Raw genomic sequence first — 17,806 nt, forward strand, 5'->3', positions numbered from 1 at the left:
CGACGAAAGGCCCTGACTCCGCGATGACCCGAACCGCATCCACCGCCTCACCACCCGCCCCGGCCACCGGGCCGGGCCACACCGGCAAGCAACGCTCCCGACACAGCGCACAGGCCGGCGCCTCCTGGCGCGACCGGCCGATGCGCAAGATCACGCCGTGGCTGTTCCTCCTGACGCCCCTCGCCCTGCTGATCACGTTCACCTACGTGCCGGTGGGCAACATGATCTACTACAGCTTCACCGACTGGGACGGCGTCAGCCCCGACCGCAACTACGTCGGCACGGAGAACTACACCGAGATCTTCACCCGCCCCGAGCTGTTCCGGGTCTTCGCGGTGAGCTTCTACTACCTCGCGGCGTCCGTCGTACAGATCCTCATCGCGCTGTACTTCGCCGCGGTCCTCAGCTTCGACCTGCGCTTCAGAAACCTCTTCAAGGGCATCCTGTTCTTCCCGTACCTGATCAACGGAGTCGCCATCGGCTTCGTCTTCCTGTACTTCTTCCAGGACGGCGGCACGCTCGACTCGGTCCTGTCCTGGTTCGGTGTCGGCACCGACCACGCCTGGCTGGGCACTCCCGAGTCGGCCAACACCTCCATGGCCGGGGTGTCCGTGTGGCGCTTTACCGGCCTGAACTTCGTGCTGTTCCTCGGCGCGATCCAGTCGATCCCCGGCGAGCTCTACGAGGCCGCCCAACTGGACGGCGCGAGCCGCTGGCAGCAGTTCCGGCACATCATCGCGCCGAGCATCCGGCCGGTGCTGAGCCTGAGCGTCATCCTGGCGATCTCCGGCTCCCTCTCCGTCTTCGAGATCCCGTACATCATGACCGGCGGTGCGACGGAGACCTCGACGTTCGTCATCCAGACGGTGAAGTTCGCCTTCCAGTTCAACAAGACCGGCCTGGCCTCGGCCTGCGCGGTAGTGCTGCTGGCGATCATCCTGGTGATCACCTGGATCCAGCGCCGCCTCGTGCCCGACGAGAAGGTGGACCTCGTATGACCCTCACTGCCCCCGCCCGCCGCGCGCAGGAGCAGGCGCGCCGCCGCCCGCGCGTCAGTTCCGCCCTGACGTACCTGTCGCTGGTCGTCGCCTCTCTCGTGGTGCTGCTGCCGCTCGTCGTGATCTTCCTGACCTCGCTCAAGTCCTACGGCGAGATCTCCGACGGCCAGGGCGCCCTGGCCCTGCCGGACGACTGGCTCAACTTCTCCAACTACGCCACGGCGTTCAACGACGGCCACATGCTGCAGGCCTTCGGCAACACGGCCTTCATCCTGCTGTTCTCCATCACCGGCACCGTGATCATCGGCTCGATGACCGCGTACGCCATCGACCGCTTCGACTTCCGCTTCAAGAAGCTCGTCATGGCCCTCTTCCTGATCGCCACGCTGGTGCCGGCCGTAACGACCCAGGTTGCAACCTTCCAGGTCGTCAACAGCTTCGGGCTGTTCAACACCCGCTGGGCCCCGATCCTGCTGTACATGGGCACCGACATCGTGGCCATCTACATCTTCCTGCAGTTCATCCGCGGCATCCCGAAGTCCCTCGACGAGGCGGCGCGGCTCGACGGCGCCAACTCCTTCACCATCTACCGCAAGATCATCTTCCCGCTGTTGAAGCCGGCCATCGCCACCGTGGTCATCATCAAGGGCATCACCACGTACAACGACTTCTACATCCCGTTCCTCTACATGCCCGAAGAGGACCTCGGGACCATGTCAACGGCCCTGTTCCGGTTCAAGGGGCCCTTCGGGGCGCACTGGGAGAGCATCTCCGCCGGCGCCGTCCTCGTCATCGTCCCGACACTCGTAATCTTCCTGTTCCTCCAGCGCTACATCTACAACGGCTTCGCCCAAGGAGCCACGAAGTAGGCGGTTTCCACCGCCGCGCCGGTTCTGTTGGACGAACGTACGGGTGTGCCGAAGGCGCCGTTGGGGCCGCCCAGGTCGCCAACGAGCTCGTGCACGGTCGGCAGATCGGCGTCGAGGGTGGCGGTGGGGCTCGGTCTGCCGTGCCAACGTCGGGTCCGCGGTCTGTTGACGGGACAGCAGGCCGGCGAGGGCCTGGACGGTGTCGCTCATGTGCTCGCGGCGGCCGGCCAGGTCCCGATGGTCCTTCAGGTGGGCGATGCCGTACTCGACGCGGATACGACGTGAGGAGTCAGCTTTGCGCTGTCGCCTGCATCGGCGGGAATCTCCACCGCGGGCCCGCCGACCAGAAGCCCGACCACCCCCAACTGGCGTGCGTGGGTGATGTCCGCGCAGCTCGCGGGCCGTGCTGGGCTGCACCACAGCAAGCGTCGTTCGCTGTCCGTGACGACCATGGGGACTGCTGCACGGACAAGTGACACCTGACCCAGGCAAGGCCGGGGAGCGCGTGAGGGCGGGGCACGCGCCAGCCCTGCCCTCACGTCGTTGAACGTCAGGAAACGGGGAACCAGGCTGACAAGCGCTTGGCAATGACCGGTACGTCGATGTTGTCCTGTGCGACGTCCTCGACGAACGGGCCGGCCACGGAAACGGGCGGCGGGACGGTCCTCACGCTGACGCCGTTGAACCGCAGGAAGACACGCATGGCGAGCCAGGCGGTGCGCTTGTTGCCGTCGATCAGCGCGTGGTTGCGGGCGACGGAGTGCAGCAGTGCCGCAGCCTTCTCGTGCAGCGTGGGATACAGCTCGGCCCCGAACACGTTGGTCCGGGGTCGCTCGATCGCCGACACGAGGAGGCCCATGTCGCGCACGCTGTGTTCGGTACCGTTGACCGTGCGGGCGATGGCCAGGATTTCGTCGATCTGGAGGTAGCGCACATCGGTCACTTCAGGTAGTCCAAGATCTCCGCATCGCTGTCCATCAGCTCGGCCAGGACGTCATCGACCTTCAGCTCGGCCCGCTTCTGGGCATCACGGATGGCCTCGATGGCAAGCTCCTGCTTACTGCGGCCCTCCCGACGAGCACGCTCCGTAAGCTTCGCGTCAAGGTCATCAGGGAGTCGGAGTGTCATCGCCATACAGGCATGATACCTGACCGGTATCACGCGGCGCAGTCAAGTGTCCTGTTCCCCAAAAGCGTGTGCCGAAGATGGCGACTCACAGCGCCTGCGAAGGTGCAGCAGGGCCTTTGTTTCGGGCGTCATCCGAGCGTCAAGAATCTCCGAAAGCCCCACCGAGGGCGTCGCCCATGCACGCACCTCGCCCACGAATCCGCAGGTCAGCGAGTTGTAGAGATCGAACCGCTCGCTCGAACCGCTGTACGGAGGGAACCAGGTCGAGCAACCCACCCGGGCAACAAAAGCGCAGGTCAGGACCCCTTGCCAGCAGGCTCGAGAATCGCCACGCACTCCACGTGCGAAGTCATCGGGAACAGATCGAACACCCGCAGCGTCCGCACCCGGTACCCCCCGTCCCGGAAGTACCCCAGGTCCCGGGCCAGCGCAGCGGGATCGCAGGCCACGTACGCGATCCTCCGCGCGCCCAGCGACGACAGGTGCTGCACCGTCTTGCGTCCCGCGCCCGCGCGCGGCGGGTCCAGGACGATCAGGTCGACCTCGGTGATGCCCGTGCGCGGCAGGACCGCCTCGACCTTGCCCTGCTCGATGCGGACGCGGTCGAAGCCGGCGAGGTTGTGCCGCGCGTCCTCCACGGCGCGCTTGCCCGACTCGATACCGAGGACCGCGCCCTCGTCGCCGAGGCGGTCGGCGAGGGCGCCCGCGAAGAGGCCGACCCCGCAGTACAGGTCGAGGGCCATCTCGCCCTTGCGGGGCAGCAGGCCCTGCATGACCGCCGTGACCAGAGTGTCGGCGGCCTTCGGGTGGACCTGCCAGAAGCCGCCGCTGCCGACGCGGTAGGTCCGGCCGTCCGCGCGCTCGCGGACGAAGGGGCGGCCGTGGACGCGGTGGACGCCGCCGTCCTTCTCGCCGACCCGCATGACGGAGACCGGGCGGTCCAGTTCGACGATGGGCAGCCGTGCGCCCGGCTTCGGGGTCAGGATGACCTGCCGGTCCTGGGAGCCACTGGCCGCGATCGCCTCGACGGACTCCATGCCCGTCCAGTCACGCCGCTCGATGCCCAGCTCGCTGACGCCCTCGGCGGCGATCATGCAGTGGTCGATCGGCTGCACCTCGTGCGAGCGGTGCTTGCGCAGGCCCGCGCGGCCCTCGTCGTCCACGGCGTACTGCACGCGCGTGCGCCACGACGGGACCTGCCCGGCGGGCACCTTGTCGCCCTCGGCGGGCATCACCGTGCCGTCCCAGCCGGCCTCCTCGGGGGTGAGGCCCGCGAGGCGCGCCAGCTGCTCGGCGACGACCTCGCCCTTCAGCCGGCGCTGGGCACCCGGCTTGGCGTGCTGCCAGTCGCAGCCGCCGCAGCGGCCGGGGCCCGCGAAGGGGCAGGGTGCCTCGACGCGGTCCTTGGAGGCGTCCAGGATCTCGACGGCGTCCGCGCGCAGGAAGCGTGCGCCCTCCTCGCCCTCGGTCACCCGGGCCACGACCCGCTCACCGGGCAGCGCGTGCCGCACGAACAGCACCTGCCCCTCGGAGGTGCGGGCGATGCAGTGGCCGCCGTGGGCGACGGGGCCGATCTCGACCTCGTACTCCTCCCCCACCAGCGAGACCGCCCGGGACTCCGCCTGCGACTTCTTCGGTTCTGCCTGCATGGCGGGGTGACTCCAGAGAACGGGACGACGGACGACGTCAGAGGACAACAGCCGACCAGTCTACGTGGACTGCGAGGACTCCTTCGACCGGTCGTGCTGCGCCGGACCACGCCGGACCGCACCGGGGGCGCTCCAGTCCTGCCGCTTGCGGGCCCGCCGCTTGGCCGCCTCGGAGGACTCCAGCTGGTACGGGACGGAGGTGACCATGACCCCGGGGGTGAACAGGAGCCGGCCCTTGAGACGCAGCGCGCTCTGGTTGTGCAGCAGGTGCTCGTACCAGTGGCCGACCACGTACTCGGGGATGATCACGGAGACCGCGTCACGCGGCGACTCCTTGCGCAGGCTCTTGACGTACTCGATGACCGGCCGGGTGATCTCGCGGTACGGAGAGTCCAGCACCTTCAGCGGTACGTCGATGCCGCGCCGCTCCCACTCGTCGCGCAGCGCCTTCGTCTCCACCGGGTCGACATTGACGCTGAGCGCCTCCAGGGAGTCCGAGCGCAGCAGCTTGGCGTAGGCGAGCGCGCGCAGGGTGGGGCGGTGGATCTTGGAGATCAGCACGACGGAGTGGACGCGGGAGGGCCGCACCAGGTCGTCGCTCGGGGGCTCCGCGTCCTCGGGGGCCGCGATCTCCTCGGCGACGCGGTCGTAGTGCTTGCGGATCGCCGTCATCGTCGCGAAGAAGATGCACATGCCGAGCAGGGCGACCCACGCGCCGTGCGTGAACTTCGTGGCGAGGACGACGACCAGCACCAGTCCGGTGAAGAAGGCACCGAAGGCGTTGATCGCCCGCGAGCGGATCATGTGGCGCCGCTTGGCCTGTTCCTTCTCCGTGGCCAGGTGGCGGTTCCAGTGCCGGACCATGCCGATCTGGCTGAGGGTGAAGGAGACGAACACGCCGACGATGTAGAGCTGGATCAGGCGGGTGGAGTCGGCGCCGTAGATGACGACGAGGAGCACGGCCGCGCCGGCCAGGAGCAGGATGCCGTTGGAGAAGGCGAGCCGGTCGCCGCGGGTGTGCAGCTGGCGCGGCAGGTAGCGGTCCTGGGCGAGGATCGAGCCGAGCAGCGGGAAGCCGTTGTACGCGGTGTTCGCGGCGAGGAAGAGGACCAGCGCGGTGGCCGCGGCCAGGACGATGAACAGGAAGCTGCCCTCGCCGAACACGGCCTCGGCGACCTGCGAGATCACCGGGTGCTGGACGTAGTCCGCGCCGAGCGGGATGCCGTTGTGGAAGAGGTCGGTGGCCGGGTTCTCCGACATCCGGACCTTGGTGGTGGCGGCCAGCGCGATGATGCCGCAGAACATGGTGACGGCGAGCAGGCCCATCATCGCGAGCGTCGTGGCGGCGTTCTTCGACTTGGGCTTGCGGAAGGCCGGGACGCCGTTGGAGATGGCCTCGACGCCGGTGAGCGCGGCACAGCCGGAGGAGAAGGCCCGCAGCAGCAGGAAGACCAGCGCGAAGCCCGCCAGGCCCTGGTGCTCCGGTTTGATCTCGTAGTCCGCGGTGGGCGCGCGCATGCTGTCCCCGAGCACCACACCCCGGAACGCACCCCACGCGATCATGATGAAGACGCCCCCGACGAAGACGTACGTCGGGATCGCGAACAGCTTGCCCGACTCCTTCACGCCGCGCAGGTTCATCAGCGTCAGCAGCACGATCACCGCGACCGCGCAGAAGACCTTGTGCTCGACGACGAACGGGATCGCGGAGCCGAGGTTCTCGATGCCTGAGGAGATGGACACGGCGACGGTCAGGACGTAGTCGACCAGCAGCGCGCTCGCCACCGTGAGGCCGGCCTTCGGCCCGAGGTTGGTGGTCGCGACCTCGTAGTCGCCGCCGCCGCTCGGGTAGGCGTGCACGTTCTGCCGGTAGGAGGCGACCACGGTGAACATCAGCACGACGACCGCCAGGGCGATCCAGGGGCTGAAGTGGTACGCCGACACGCCCGCGATGGACAGGACCAGCAGCACCTCGCCGGGGGCATAGGCCACGGAGGACAGCGGGTCGGAGGCGAAGACGGGAAGGGCGATGCGCTTCGGCAGGAGTGTTTCCCCCAGCCGGTCGCTGCGCAGTGCGCGCCCGATCAGAATCCGCTTGGGCACGTCGGTCAGTTTGGACACAACAGAGGATCGTAAGCGTTCGAACGGGCGCCCGCCCACCCGCCACCCCCGATCCGTCGGCCGTCTGCTCTACGGGTGAATTAGGGGGTGCCGCGGCTGCGGATTCCGCAGGTTGCGGGGCCGGCGTGCCTATATGACAAACACCGCGCGATTCCTGGCCGTTGTCCTCCCTGGAGGTTCCATGCATCTGAGCGCAGAGCTCGTCGGCGGCGCCGTCACGCTCATCGGCCTCGGAATCCTGACTCTTGCCAGCATCCGCAGCATCGGCCGCCGGGGGTCGTCCGCCGAGGGATGAGCGGCTCGTGCGGACCCCACCGGCTTGCCGATACGTTGGGCAGGGGGCGAGGGGGCCGCGGCTCCACGGGGCCCTAGGGGCGTCACCGCCGGTGGTCACCGGCATGATGTTCCCCTGCGGCCCGCAGACTGGCCGCTCCATGTCGCCAGGCGAGCCGAAAGAGAGACATGAGCACGACATCCACTAAGGTGGCAGTGCCCGTAGGAAGCGCGGTGTGACGCGATGCATATTGTCATCATGGGCTGCGGGCGTGTGGGTTCCGCTCTCGCCCAGACCCTGGAGCAGCAGGGGCACACGGTCGCCGTGATCGACCAGGACCCCACCAGCTTCCGCCGTCTGGGCTCCTCGTTCGGCGGCCGCAGGGTCACCGGTGTCGGCTTCGACCAGGACACCCTGCGCGAGGCGGGCATCGAGGAGGCCGGCGCCTTCGCCGCCGTCTCCAGCGGTGACAACTCGAACATCATCGCCGCCCGCGTGGCCCGCGAGATGTTCGGCGTGGAGAACGTCGCCGCCCGCATCTACGACCCCCGCCGCGCCGAGGTCTACCAGCGCCTCGGCATCCCCACGGTCGCCACCGTCCGCTGGACGGCCGACCAGATGCTGCGCCGGCTGCTCCCCTCGGGCGCCGAGCCGCTGTGGCGCGACCCCACCGGTGGCGTCCAGCTCGCCGAGGTGCACACCTCGGCCTCCTGGGTCGGTCACAAGATCAGCCGGCTCCAGGAGGAGACCGGCGTGCGGGTGGCCTTCGTCACCCGGCTCGGGGAGGCGATCCTGCCCTCCTCGCAGACCGTGCTGCAGGAGGGCGACCTGGTGCACGTGATGATGCGCACCGACGAGGTCGACAAGGTCGAGGCGGCGTTCGCCAAGGGTCCCGAAGAGGAGGGCGGTCACTGATGAGGGTCGCCATTGCCGGAGCCGGCGCGGTCGGCCGTTCGATCGCGGGCGAGCTGCTGGAGAACGGCCACGAGATCCTGCTCATCGACAAGGCGCCGACCGCCATCTCGGTCGAGCGTGTCCCGATGGCGGAGTGGCTGCTCGCCGACGCGTGCGAGATCACGTCCCTGGACGAGGCGGCGCTCCAGCGCTGCAACGTCGTCATCGCCGCGACGGGCGACGACAAGGTCAACCTGGTCGTGTCCCTGCTGGCCAAGACGGAGTACGGCGTTCCGCGCGTCGTCGCCCGGGTGAACAACCCGAAGAACGAGTGGCTCTTCAACGAGTCCTGGGGCGTGGACGTCGCCGTCTCCACCCCGCGCCTGATGTCCGCCCTGGTCGAGGAGGCGGTGAGCGTCGGCGACCTGGTCCGGCTGCTGCGCTTCAGCCACGGCGACGCCAACCTCGTGGAGCTGACGCTGCCGGAGGAGTCGGCCCTGGCCGGCACCCAGGTCGGCGACGTCCAGTGGCCCCAGGACACGTCCCTGGTGACGATCATCCGGGGCACCCGGGTGCTGACGCCGTCCCAGGAGGACTCCCTGGAAGCGGGTGACGAGCTGCTGTTCGTGGCGGCGCAGGCCCGCGAGGAGCAGCTGGAGGACCTGCTGTCGGCGCGGCGGAGCGACGCCGCGAACTGACGGCCGCCACGCGGTACGACGGTGGGGGCGCCCGGATTTCTCCGGGCGCCCCCACCGTCGTATGCCGTCACGCCTTGCGGTGCCTGCCGCCGTGCGAGTCGGCGGCGCCGCTCTCGCCGTCCGCGGTATGCGGCAGGGAGCGGGAGTCGGCGGTCTCGCCGACGAGCTCGGCCGTGTGCGCCCCGTGTCCCGCCTTCTCCTTCTCGGCCTTCTCCGCCGCCTCCATCTCCGCGAACACGTCGATGGGGGCCGGCGCCTTCGCCAGGAAGACCCACGTCAGCCAGACGGCGAGCAGGAAGGGCGGGATCTTCAGGGTGACCAGGACCCAGCCGAGCTGCTCGGTGTCCGCCCACCAGTACAGGGGGAAGAGAACCGCGCACTTGGCGAGCAGGATCAGGCCCCAGGCGTAGCTGGCCTTCGCGTACGCCTTCTTGCGGCCCGGGTTGCGGGTGCGCCAGGAGAGGTTCTCCTTGAAGACCGGGCCGAGGATCAGGCCGATCAGGGGCACTCCGGCCAGCGTCGTGATGATGTACGCCAGGGCCAGGCCGAGCGTGTAGAGCATGCCGGGCAGATAGAAGTTCTTGGCGTTGTCGGTCATCATCGCGAAGACCACGCCGAAGGCGACCCCGAAGACGCCGCTGAAGGCGTGCTTGACGGTGTCCCTCATCACCAGCCGGACCACGACCAGCACCAGCGACACGGCCAGTGCCGCGATCGCCGACATGTGCAGGTCGTTGTTGATCGTGAAGATGGTGACGAAGAGCAGCCCCGGCAGCACCGTCTCGACCATGCCCCGCACGCCGCCGAACGCCTCGAACAGCGCGGCCTCCGTCACCGCCCGGGCGTCGTCCGCTTCCGTGTCTTCCGTCGGCTTGTCGAGCGACGTCACCGGCTACTCCCGTCCGAGGGGTCTCAGTTCGTATTTCGGGTTGAAGAGCACCCGGCGGCCCCGGCTCATGGAGACCCGGCCCGATGCGATGAGCTTGCGCCCCGGCTCTATGCCCACGATGGAGCGTCTGCCCAGCCACACCACGTCCAAGGCGGCGGAGCCGTCGAAGAGCTCGGCCTCCAGAGCGGGAACGCCCGCACGCGGACGCAGAGTGACCGTGCGCAAAGTACCAGTAACCGTGACGATCTGCCGGTCCTGACAGTCCCCGATGCGCGTACAGCCGGCGGTGTCGGCGTCCTCCCGGAGCTCCTCCGACTCCAGGTCCTCCTGCGAGGAGGAGAGCCGGTCGAACATGCGCCGGAACCGGCCCACCGGCTTGTCGGAACGAGGAGCAGCACTCATACCTGAAGGGTACCGGGGCAGGCCGACAGACACGCACCCCCGCGGACCGCGTCCTGGAACGAGCCCCTCCGGTCGACTCCCCCGTTCACTTCTCGAAGCGGTACCCCATGCCCGGCTCGGTGATGAAGTGCCGCGGATGCGCGGGGTCCGCCTCCAGCTTGCGGCGCAGCTGCGCCATGTAGACCCGCAGGTAGTTCGTCTCCGTCCCGTACGACGGCCCCCACACCTCCTGCAACAGCTGCTTCTGGGCGACCAGGCGGCCGGTGTTGCGCACCAGCACTTCCAGCAGGTGCCACTCCGTGGGCGTCAGCCGTACGTCCCTGCCGTCCCGGTTCACCTTCTTCGCGGCCAGGTCGACGGTGAAGGCGTCGGTCGCCACGATCACGTCGTCCTCGCCGCCCGGGACGGGCTCGGCGCGGCGGACGGCGGCGCGCAGCCGGGCCAGCAGTTCGTCCATGCCGAACGGCTTGGTGACGTAGTCGTCGGCGCCGGCGTCCAGCGCCTCGACCTTCTCGTCGGAGGAGTGGCGGGCGGAGAGCACCAGGATCGGTACCCGGGTCCAGCCGCGCAGGCCCTTGATCACCTCGACGCCGTCCATGTCGGGCAGGCCCAGGTCCAGCACCACCACGTCGGGGTGGCGGGCGGCGGCCGTCCTCAGGGCGGTGGCCCCGTCGTAGGCGGCGTCGACCTCGTAGTGGCGCGCCTTGAGGTTGATCACGAGGGCACGCACGATCTGCGGCTCGTCGTCGATCACGAGCACCCTCGTGGGGGTCCGCGGGGTGCCACCCGTCGAGCTCGGCATCAGGCAGCCTGACTTTCTGCTGTCGCGGTGGGGGTGTCGGTGTCCCGGGCCGCCGCCCGGAGGGTGAGGACCATGGTGAGGCCCCCGCCGGGGGTGTCCTCGGCGTTCAGGGTGCCGCCCATCGACTCGGCGAAGCCGCGGGCGACGGCGAGGCCCAGGCCCACACCGGCTCCGCGCGGGGCGTCGCCGTGGCGCTGGAAGGGCTCGAAGATGCGCTCCTTGGCGTCGTCCGGCACTCCCGGGCCCCGGTCGACGACCCGTACCTCGACGCGGTCGGCGAGGGCGCTGCCGGCCACCAGGACGGTCCGGCCGGCCGGGCTGTACTTGACGGCGTTCTCCACCAGGTTGGCCATCGCCCGCTCCAGGAGCCCCGCGTCGACGGCGACCATGGGCAGCGTCTCGGGGATGTCCAGCTCGACGCTCGCCTCGGGCACCCCGCCGAGCGCCATCGGCACCACCTCGTCGACGTCGATCTCGCGGATCAGCGGGGTGACCGTGCCGGTCTGGAGGCGGGACATGTCGAGCAGGTTGCCCACGAGGTGGTCGAGGCGGTCGGCGCCGTCCTCGATGCCCTCCAGCAGTTCGGCCTGATCCTCCTCGGACCACGCCACGTCGTCGGAGCGCAGGCTCGTGACCGCCGCCTTGATGGCGGCCAGCGGCGTCCGCAGGTCGTGGCTCACGGCGGCCAGCAGCGCCGTGCGGATGCGGTTGCCCTCGGCCAGCGCGCGCGCCCGGTCGGCCTCCTCGCGCAGCCTCCGCCGGTCCAGGACGACGGCGGCCTGGGCGGCGAAGGCGGCCAGCACCCGGCGGTCCGCGGCGGGCAGGACCCGGCCGGTCAGCGCGAGCGCCATGTGGTCCCCCACCGGCATGTCCACGTCCGCGTCCTCCGGGCGCTCCACCGGCGGACCGAGGCCGGCCCGCCCGGCGCAGACCCAGGGCGCCACGTCGCTCTCCCGCTCCAGCAGGACCGCGGACTCCATGGCGAAGGTCTCCCGGACCCGTTCCAGCAGGGTCTCCAGGCTGGTCTCGCCGCGCAGCACGTCGCCCGCCAGGAAGGAGAGGATCTCCGACTCGGCGCGCAGCCGGGCGGCCTGGTGGGTGCGGCGGGCGGCGACGTCGACGACCGAGGCCACGGAGAGCGCGACGCCCACGAATATGGCGAGCGCAAGCATGTTCCTGGGGTCGGCGATGGTGATCCGGTTGACCGGCGGCGTGAAGAACCAGTTCAGCAGCAGGGATCCGACCGCGGCCGAGGCGAGCGCCGGGTACAGCCCGCCGAGCAGGGCCGCCGCGACGGTCAGCGCCAGGTAGAGCAGGACGTCGTTGGCGAGCCCGAGGTGCACGGAGTTCAGGAACAGGGTCAGCAGCACCGGTCCGCCGAGCCCCGCGAGCCAGCCGCACACGAGCCGCGGGCGCCCGAGGCGAGCGCCCCTGGCGACCGGGAGTCCGCGCCCCTTGGCGGCCTCCTCGTGGGTGACGATGTGAACGTCCAGGTCGGGGCCGGACTCGCGGGCCACCGTGGCGCCGACGCCGGGCCCGAGGACGTACTGCCAGGCCTTGCGGCGCGAGGAGCCGAGGACGATCTGGGTGGCGTTGACGCCGCGCGCGAAGTCCAGCAGGGCGGCCGGTATGTCGTCGCCGAGCACGTGGTGGAAGGTGCCGCCGAGGTCCTCCACCAGGGTGCGCTGCACCGCCAGCTCCTTCGGGGAGGCCGAGGTCAGCCCGTCGCTGCGGGCTATGTACGCGGCGAGCACCTCACCGCCGGCGCCCTTCTCCGCCAGGCGCGCGGCCCGCCGTATCAGCGTCCGGCCCTCGGGGCCGCCGGTCAGGCCGACCACGATGCGCTCGCGCGAGCCCCAGATCTTCGACACCCGGTGCTCGCTGCGGTACTGCTGGAGGTACTCGTCGGCCCGGTCGGCCACCCACAGCAGCGCGAGCTCGCGCAGGGCGGTGAGGTTGCCGGGGCGGAAGTAGTTGGACAGGGCCGCGTCGACCTTGTCCGGCTGGTAGATGTTGCCGTGCGCCATGCGCCGGCGCAGTGCCTGCGGCGACATGTCCACCAGTTCGATCTGGTCCGCGCGCCGCACCGTCTCGTCCGGCACGGTCTCCTGCTGCCGTACGCCGGTGATCGACTCGACGACGTCGCCGAGCGACTCCAGGTGCTGGATGTTGACGGTGGAGATCACGTCGATCCCGGCGGCCAGCAGCTCCTCGACGTCCTGCCACCGCTTGGCGTTGCGCGCGCCGGGGACGTTGGTGTGGGCGAGCTCGTCCACCAGCGCCACCCGGGGGGCGCGGGCGAGGACCGCGTCCAGGTCCAGCTCCGTGAAGAGCGCGCCGCGGTGCTCCAGCTGTCTGCGCGGCACCTGCTCCAGGCCGTGCAGCAGCACCTCGGTGCGCGATCTGCCGTGGTGCTCCACGAAGGCCACCACGCAGTCGGTGCCCCGCTCCACGCGCCGGTGGGCCTCGGAGAGCATCGCGTACGTCTTCCCGACGCCCGGCGCCGCGCCGAGGTAGATCCGAAGCTTGCCGCGTCCCATGGCCTCATTGTCTTCCGGTCACCGCTGACTGCGCAGCGTCGACCTTACGGCCAACAATCGCGACAAAAGGGGCCGGGTGCGGGATGCCGGTCGTCCTTGACGGAACTCTGACGCCCGCGGCGTCACTGCTCGACGATCTCCCCGTCCCGCAGCTCCAGCACCCGGTCGGCGAGGTCGAGCAGCGTGGCGTCGTGGGTGGCGACCAGCGCGGTCACCCGCTCGCTGCGCACCACGGCCCGCAGCAGCTCCATCACGGCGTGGCCGGTCTCGGCGTCGAGCTGGCCGGTGGGCTCGTCGGCGATCAGCAGCGCGGGGTTGTTGGCGAGGGCGCGGGCGATGGCGACCCGCTGCTGCTGGCCGCCGGACATCTCGCCGGGCCGCTGGGCGGCGTGGTCGGCGAGGCCGACCAGGGACAGCAGCAGGCCGACGCGCTCGTCGCGCTCGCGCGGCGCGGTCCGGCGCAGCCGCATCGGCACGCCCACGTTCTCGGCGGCGGTGAGGATCGGGATGAGCCCGAAGGACTGGAAGACGAAGCCGACGCGGTCCCGGCGCAGCGCCAGCAGCCCGTCCTCGTCCAGCTCCGCGAGATCACGGCCGTCGACCGCGACGCGCCCGGCGTCCGGCGTGTCGAGACCGCCGACGATGTTGAGCAGCGTGGTCTTGCCGGAGCCGGACCGCCCCTTGAGGGCGACCAGCTCGCCGCGCGGCACCTCGAAGGAGACGCCGCGCAGGGCGTGGACGGCGGCGGTGCCGTTGCCGTACGACTTGTGCACGTCCTCGACGCGCACCATGGTCTCGGTGACCACCTGGTTCATGTGTCCTCCCCCGCCGGAAACCGGGCGCCAGTATCGCCAGCGGACCCCCCGGCGTTCAACCGGTCCGGCGGCGCGGCCTCGGACATGGTGAAGGGCCGCGTCCCCTGCGGGTCGCGGCCCTCGTCGTGCGCGTACGGAAAACCGTGTCGTGCGGGTACGGAAAACCGTACGGAGTCTTTACCGGACCTCGGTGATCTCCGGTCCGCGCTGGAGCTGGCCCATGCCGCCGGAGAAGCGGGAGCCCTCCTCCTGCTGGACGCCCTCGGGAACCATCTGGGCGTCGTTCGGCAGCTTGAGGACGATCGGGTCGCGGGGGGCCATCGGGCCGTCGCCGCGGACCACGACCGTGTCCCGGAAGATCTGCTCGAGCAGACCGGCGGCCTGCGGCTGCACGGCGCCCTGGCCGGAGATCACTCCGCGCAGGAACCAGCGGGGGCCGTCCACACCGACGAACCGCACGACCTGGAAGCCGCTCGTGCCGTCCGGCAGCTGCACCGGCACCTGGGCCCGCAGCTCCCAGCCCAGCGGACCCTCGACCTCGTCGACGATGCCACCCTGCTGGGTGATGCCGGAGCCGATCTCCTCGCGCACCTCGCCCCAGATGCCCTCGCGCTTGGGCGCGGCGAAGCCCTGGAGCTGGATGGCGCTGTCGCGCAGCACGACCGTCGCGGCGACGATCGCGTCGCCCGCGACCTCGACGCGCAGTTCCATGCCGTCGACGCCGGGTACGAACAGGCCGCCCAGGTCCACGCGGCCCTCGCCCGGGTCGCTCACCTCGGTGCTGTCCCAGGGCCCGTCGGGCCGCGGTTCGGGTTCGAGCCGCACGCGCTCGCGCCCTTCGTCCGCCTCGGTGTCGACGCTGTCGACGACCTGCTCGGCCTCGCCGGCCGCGCCCTCGGCGGCATCCCTCTTCTTGCGACGTCCGAACACGTCACTGTCCTTCCCGGTCGGATACAACCGAAGCGTATCGATTCCCACCCGTCGGGCCGCCTTCGGCGACCTGACCGCTTGTGCCGCTTGCACGGTCCGTGCCGGCGTGGCCGCCGGTGGACCCGAAGCCCCCCTCGGCCCGAGCCGAGCCGGGAAGTTCCGCGACCGGACGGAAGCGGACCCTCTCGACCTGCTGGACGACCAGTTGGGCGATCCGGTCGAAGCGCTCGAACCGCACGCTCTCGCGCGGGTCGAGATTCACCACGATCACCTTGATCTCCCCACGGTACCCGGCATCAATCGTCCCCGGGGCATTCACGAGGGCGACACCGAAGCGGGCTGCCAGGCCTGAACGCGGGTGCACGAAGGCCGCGTACCCCTCGGGGAGCGCCACAGACACCCCGGTGGGCAGAACGGCCCGTTCACCGGGCGCCAGTTCGCAGTCCACGGTGGTGCGCAGGTCGGCTCCCGCGTCGCCGGGCTGCGCGTATGCCGGAAGCGGCACGTCCGGGTCGACGAGGCGGATCTGGACGTCCAGGGGCTCGCGGCTCACGGGTTCACCTCGAAGGCGCGGGCGCGGCGGAGCTGGTCCGGGTCGTCCATGGCGGCGCGGATCTCCTGCTCTCGGCCGTGGTCGACGAAGTGGTCGATCTTGACCTCGATGAACACCGCGTCGGCGCGGACGGCGACGGGACCGTCGGGGCCGCCGATCCGGCCGGTGGCCGTGGAGTAGATCTTCCGGCCGGCCACCGCGGTCACCTCGGCCTCCAGGTGCAGCGTCGTGTCCACGGGCACGGGCCGCAGGAAGTCGGTCTCCAGCCGGCCGGTCACCGCGATGGTCCGCAGCAGCCAGTTCAGCGAGCCGAGGGCCTCGTCGAGGGCGGCGGTCAGCACACCGCCGTGGGCCAGGCCGGGGGCGCCCTGGTGGGCGGGCTGCACGGTGAACTCGGCGGTGATCGCGACGCCTTCGCCGGCCCGCGCCTGGAGGTGCAGTCCGTGCGGCTGGTCGCCGCCGCAGCCGAAGCACTGGCCGTAGTGCGCGCCGAGCAGTTCGCCGGGGGCGGGCGCGTCGGGGTGCCGTACGGGTTTCACGGCGTCGGCGGGGGGCTGAAGAGCCGGGGAAGTACCACTCACAGGCGCAGACCTTACCCGCGCGTCGGCCGATCACCGATACCGTGCCAAGCTTGCTTCATGCAGCTCTCCGCCACCTCGTACGAAGAACGTCTCACCGCGCCCCGCTCCTGGTGGCTGATCTCCTTCCTGGTGGGCCTCTCGTTCGCCCTGATCCTGCTGCCCTTCGGCACGCTGCCGATGCTGGGCGGTCTGGCGGGCGGCACGGCGGCGGCGGCGGTCGTGGCGAGTTCGTACGGCGCCGTCCGCATCCGGATCGTGGGGGACTCGCTGATCGCGGGCGAGGCCAAGGTGCCGCTGGCGGCCCTGGGCGAGGCGGAGATCCTCGACGCGGAGGAGGCCCGCGCCTGGCGCACCCACAAGGCCGACACCCGCGCCTTCCTGCTGCTGCGCGCCTACATCCCGACGGCCGTGCGGGTCGACGTCACGGACCCGGAGGACCCGACTCCGTACCTGTACCTGTCGACCCGGGAGCCGGAGCGGCTGGTCGAGACGCTGCGGGCGGCGAAGGCCGCTTCCTAGGGCCTGTCGTTCGGACCATGTCGGCTGAGAGGGACTGCGCCCTTCAGCCGACCCGAGCGGGGCGTGGTGCGTGCAGCTGCAAGGCGGAGGAGGGCGCCAGGGCGGAGCCCCGGCAACCGACGACAACGGGGCAGATGTGCGTGCCCCGCCCCGCGAGGCCGGCACGATCCGAACGACAGGCCCTGGCGCACGCCGGGGGTCAGTGCCGGTCTCTTCCGGGCCGGCGCCCGAGCTCTCTTCCGAGGGCGCCTATGTCGAGGGCGTCCTGGGGACTCTCCAGGGCGGGAAGCGCCTCGAGGGCGTCCCACGGCACCTGCCTCTTGCGCAGGTCCGCGCGGATGCGGTGGGCCAGCTTTCTGGTGTCGCGCCGGTTCATGACGGCGCCCACGGCCGCACCCACCATGAACGGCATCAGGTTGGGCAGGTCGCGCACCAGGCGCTTCATGATCTGCTGGCGCAGTTGGCGCTTCATATGGCTGTTCATCGCCGTGCTGAGGGTGGCCGGCTTGGTCATCTCGACGCCGCGCTCGTCCGACCAGGAGTTCAGATACGCGGTGCTGCGCTGCGTCAGGGTGCCGGGCGGGCGTACGCCGTAGACCTCGTGGAGTTCGGCGATCAGCTTCAGCTCGATCGCCGCCACGCCGGTGACCTCGGCGGCCAGTTCGGTGGGCATCGCGGGCGGTACGGGGAGCATCGCCGCCGCGCCGATTCCCGCGCCGACGGTGGCGGTGGCCCGGGCGGCGCCGGTCACGAGCCGGTCGGCGAGCTCCTCGGGTCCGAGCCCGGGGAACTGCCCGCGCAGCGTCGCCAGGTCCCGCACGGGAACGCGCGGGGCCAGGTCGATGACCCGGTCGGCGAGGTGCGCCAGGGCAGCCCTGGCACGGTCGCCGCTCTTGCGGACGCCCTGCCCCGCCCGGTCCCGGAACGCCGCTGCCCGGCGCCGGGCAGCGGGCGCCGGTGCCTGGACGGTCGCCGGGAGGTCACCCCGGTCGTTCCCCGGTTCGAGCGAGGCCGTCCCCGTATCGGTCGGGCCCCGCTCGTCGTCACGCGCGTGCTGCGGGCCGTCGAACGGCCCTTGGTCCGCTCCTCGCGTGGAGAAGCGGCGCTTCCAGGGAGGGGTCGAGCCGGTCACGGCCGACCCCGC

The 17,806-nt window shown here is 70.7% G+C and carries 18 protein-coding genes; 5 read left to right on the forward strand and 13 right to left on the reverse strand.

All coding sequences use genetic code 11. The annotated features are described in order from the left end of the window. Positions 1-23: 23 nt before the first annotated feature. Both ACIRG6_RS27915 and ACIRG6_RS27920 read left to right on the forward strand, forming a co-directional pair. The gene (locus ACIRG6_RS27915) at positions 24-998 is read left to right on the forward strand and encodes a carbohydrate ABC transporter permease (protein ID WP_364677583.1); all 975 of its coding nucleotides are present in this window, start codon (positions 24-26) and stop codon (positions 996-998) included. After that, complete coding sequence (locus ACIRG6_RS27920; protein ID WP_364677582.1) at positions 995-1,867, forward strand: carbohydrate ABC transporter permease; 873 nt, start codon at positions 995-997, stop codon at positions 1,865-1,867. Before ACIRG6_RS27915 ends, ACIRG6_RS27920 begins: the two co-directional genes overlap by 4 nt. Positions 1,868-2,417: 550 nt before the next feature. Here the strand turns inward: ACIRG6_RS27920 and ACIRG6_RS27925 are convergent. From ACIRG6_RS27925 to ACIRG6_RS27940, 4 genes are all read right to left on the reverse strand, one after another. Beyond that, complete coding sequence (locus ACIRG6_RS27925; protein WP_364677580.1) at positions 2,418-2,810, reverse strand: type II toxin-antitoxin system death-on-curing family toxin; 393 nt, start codon at positions 2,808-2,810, stop codon at positions 2,418-2,420. After that, the gene (locus tag ACIRG6_RS27930; protein ID WP_364677578.1) at positions 2,807-3,001 is read right to left on the reverse strand and encodes a ribbon-helix-helix protein, CopG family; all 195 of its coding nucleotides are present in this window, start codon (positions 2,999-3,001) and stop codon (positions 2,807-2,809) included. Before ACIRG6_RS27930 ends, ACIRG6_RS27925 begins: the two co-directional genes overlap by 4 nt. 290 nt (positions 3,002-3,291) lie before the next feature. Then, on the reverse strand, positions 3,292-4,644 hold the full coding sequence (locus tag ACIRG6_RS27935) for a class I SAM-dependent RNA methyltransferase (protein ID WP_364677576.1): 1,353 nt from the start codon (positions 4,642-4,644) through the stop codon (positions 3,292-3,294). Positions 4,645-4,704: 60 nt separating this feature from the next. After that, the gene (locus ACIRG6_RS27940; RefSeq protein WP_364677575.1) at positions 4,705-6,765 is read right to left on the reverse strand and encodes an APC family permease; all 2,061 of its coding nucleotides are present in this window, start codon (positions 6,763-6,765) and stop codon (positions 4,705-4,707) included. 517 nt (positions 6,766-7,282) lie between these two features. Between ACIRG6_RS27940 and ACIRG6_RS27945 the strand changes: the two genes are divergently transcribed. Next, complete coding sequence (locus ACIRG6_RS27945) at positions 7,283-7,954, forward strand: potassium channel family protein (protein WP_189231872.1); 672 nt, start codon at positions 7,283-7,285, stop codon at positions 7,952-7,954. Then, positions 7,954-8,631, forward strand: a complete 678-nt coding sequence (locus tag ACIRG6_RS27950; protein ID WP_239763755.1) for a potassium channel family protein — start codon at positions 7,954-7,956, stop codon at positions 8,629-8,631. Before ACIRG6_RS27945 ends, ACIRG6_RS27950 begins: the two co-directional genes overlap by 1 nt. Before the next feature lie 67 nt (positions 8,632-8,698). Here the strand turns inward: ACIRG6_RS27950 and ACIRG6_RS27955 are convergent, their stop codons facing one another. The 8 genes from ACIRG6_RS27955 to ACIRG6_RS27990 all read right to left on the reverse strand — a co-directional run bounded on the left by ACIRG6_RS27955 (position 8,699) and on the right by ACIRG6_RS27990 (position 16,143). Next, a complete protein-coding gene (locus tag ACIRG6_RS27955) occupies positions 8,699-9,520 on the reverse strand; it encodes a DUF3159 domain-containing protein (RefSeq protein WP_364677573.1) in 822 nt (273 codons plus the stop codon). A 3-nt stretch (positions 9,521-9,523) separates the two neighbouring features. After that, positions 9,524-9,922: an OB-fold nucleic acid binding domain-containing protein gene (locus tag ACIRG6_RS27960; protein WP_189231869.1), complete on the reverse strand. Its 399-nt coding sequence runs from the start codon at positions 9,920-9,922 to the stop codon at positions 9,524-9,526. A gap of 85 nt (positions 9,923-10,007) precedes the next feature. Further along, positions 10,008-10,724, reverse strand: coding sequence for a response regulator (locus ACIRG6_RS27965; RefSeq protein ID WP_403324928.1), 717 nt, complete (start codon positions 10,722-10,724; stop codon positions 10,008-10,010). Next, a complete protein-coding gene (locus ACIRG6_RS27970; RefSeq protein WP_364677569.1) occupies positions 10,724-13,264 on the reverse strand; it encodes a sensor histidine kinase KdpD in 2,541 nt (846 codons plus the stop codon). Before ACIRG6_RS27970 ends, ACIRG6_RS27965 begins: the two co-directional genes overlap by 1 nt. 122 nt (positions 13,265-13,386) lie before the next feature. Further along, positions 13,387-14,079: an ABC transporter ATP-binding protein gene (locus tag ACIRG6_RS27975; protein ID WP_364677567.1), complete on the reverse strand. Its 693-nt coding sequence runs from the start codon at positions 14,077-14,079 to the stop codon at positions 13,387-13,389. A 177-nt stretch (positions 14,080-14,256) separates the two neighbouring features. Beyond that, entirely contained in the window at positions 14,257-15,009 is a 753-nt protein-coding gene (locus ACIRG6_RS27980) for a DUF3710 domain-containing protein (RefSeq protein ID WP_189231865.1), read from the reverse strand. A 1-nt stretch (position 15,010) separates the two neighbouring features. Beyond that, the gene (gene dut, locus ACIRG6_RS27985) at positions 15,011-15,562 is read right to left on the reverse strand and encodes a dUTP diphosphatase (RefSeq protein ID WP_189231864.1); all 552 of its coding nucleotides are present in this window, start codon (positions 15,560-15,562) and stop codon (positions 15,011-15,013) included. Further along, a complete protein-coding gene (locus ACIRG6_RS27990) occupies positions 15,559-16,143 on the reverse strand; it encodes a PaaI family thioesterase (protein ID WP_225631540.1) in 585 nt (194 codons plus the stop codon). The genes dut and ACIRG6_RS27990 overlap by 4 nt, the downstream gene beginning before the upstream one ends. A 57-nt stretch (positions 16,144-16,200) precedes the next feature. Between ACIRG6_RS27990 and ACIRG6_RS27995 the strand changes: the two genes are divergently transcribed. Then, positions 16,201-16,662, forward strand: a complete 462-nt coding sequence (locus ACIRG6_RS27995) for a DUF3093 domain-containing protein (RefSeq protein WP_364677566.1) — start codon at positions 16,201-16,203, stop codon at positions 16,660-16,662. Between the two features lie 199 nt (positions 16,663-16,861). Here ACIRG6_RS27995 and ACIRG6_RS28000 read toward each other — a convergent pair whose 3' ends face one another. Further along, positions 16,862-17,794, reverse strand: a complete 933-nt coding sequence (locus ACIRG6_RS28000; RefSeq protein ID WP_403324929.1) for a hypothetical protein — start codon at positions 17,792-17,794, stop codon at positions 16,862-16,864. Between the last annotated feature and the right edge of the window lie 12 nt (positions 17,795-17,806).

Source organism: Streptomyces flaveolus (genome assembly GCF_044765825.1).
GTDB lineage: Bacteria > Actinomycetota > Actinomycetes > Streptomycetales > Streptomycetaceae > Streptomyces > Streptomyces flaveolus.